This is a genomic window from Vibrio sp. 1288, assembly GCF_033344475.1.
This window is the reverse complement of record NZ_JAWPOX010000185.1, coordinates 1-983: the sequence shown is the minus strand read 5'-3', so window position 1 is coordinate 983 and position 983 is coordinate 1. Positions and strand designations below refer to the sequence as shown.

Annotated in this window: 1 protein-coding gene; it reads left to right on the top strand. The window is 46.3% G+C overall.

The genetic code is table 11. From position 1 onward, the window contains the following. Positions 1-80 precede the first annotated feature (80 nt). A complete protein-coding gene (locus tag R8O11_RS25550; protein WP_005462902.1) occupies positions 81-815 on the top strand; it encodes a flagellar brake protein in 735 nt (244 codons plus the stop codon). Positions 816-983 lie beyond the last annotated feature (168 nt).

Here is a 983-nt window from a genome sequence, read left to right as displayed (position 1 = left end):
CAAAGACACCCAGTCGTTTAGTGCTAAATTTCATAGCAGCACCTCTTCTCAAATCAGGTACGACAATAAGAATGAGAAATATGATAACCAGTGCCAGAGACGGCAATCTACCTCTGCAGAGTAAGAGAGCACCAGAACGTCAGGCCACCACATTAAACAGCACCGATGCAATGGCGATGGTTGAGCATGGTAGTGAAGTCACTCTCAATGTGACCACGCCTGTTGGAACGAAGTTCATCACCACCAGCACGTTTGTCGGCTGCCACTCTAACAATACGGCATTGATCGAAGTTCCGAATATTTCCGATGAAGATTTGAAATTCTATTTTCAAGAAGGCTTTTGGATAAACGTAAAAGCGTATTCTCATCGTGGCGAAGGCGCCGTCATCCCTTTTAGGGCTCAGCTTCAACATCGCTTGGGCGACCCTTATCCCATTTTAGTGCTTAGCCTTCCCAATACAATGCAGGTATTCCAACTTCGTAAAGAAGTGCGTTATGAGGTGAATTTGAAAGCGCGAGTCCGCTTGGATGAATATCGAAGTGAGTGTGAGATCAGAGACCTGTCTCGCAGCGGCTGTCGTTTTGTGACATCGCCAATGAGCCGACCTTTACAAGTTGGCGACCGTATCACTCTAGACCTCACCATGCCGAGTGATGGTCGCCTGTTAGCGCCACTGAATGGTCGTATTTGCAACCTTCAAAAATCGACTCACTATGCCCGCTACGGAATGGAGTTTGATGAGGTAGGCAAGACTAACGCCAAGAGCCTGCTGAGCCATCTCAAATTCGACGGCACCAAGCTGAAGTTGAAGTAAATTCGAACGACCTAGAGCGATGAAATTGCTAGAGCACGTATTCGTTCTTGAAAAACGAGCATTAAAAAGGCACCCGAGGGTGCCTTTTTGCTGAGACCATATTTAAAAACGTAAAGCAAAAGCTTACAGCTTAAAGAAGCTCAACTGTTCTTTTTGCTTTTCAGCCAG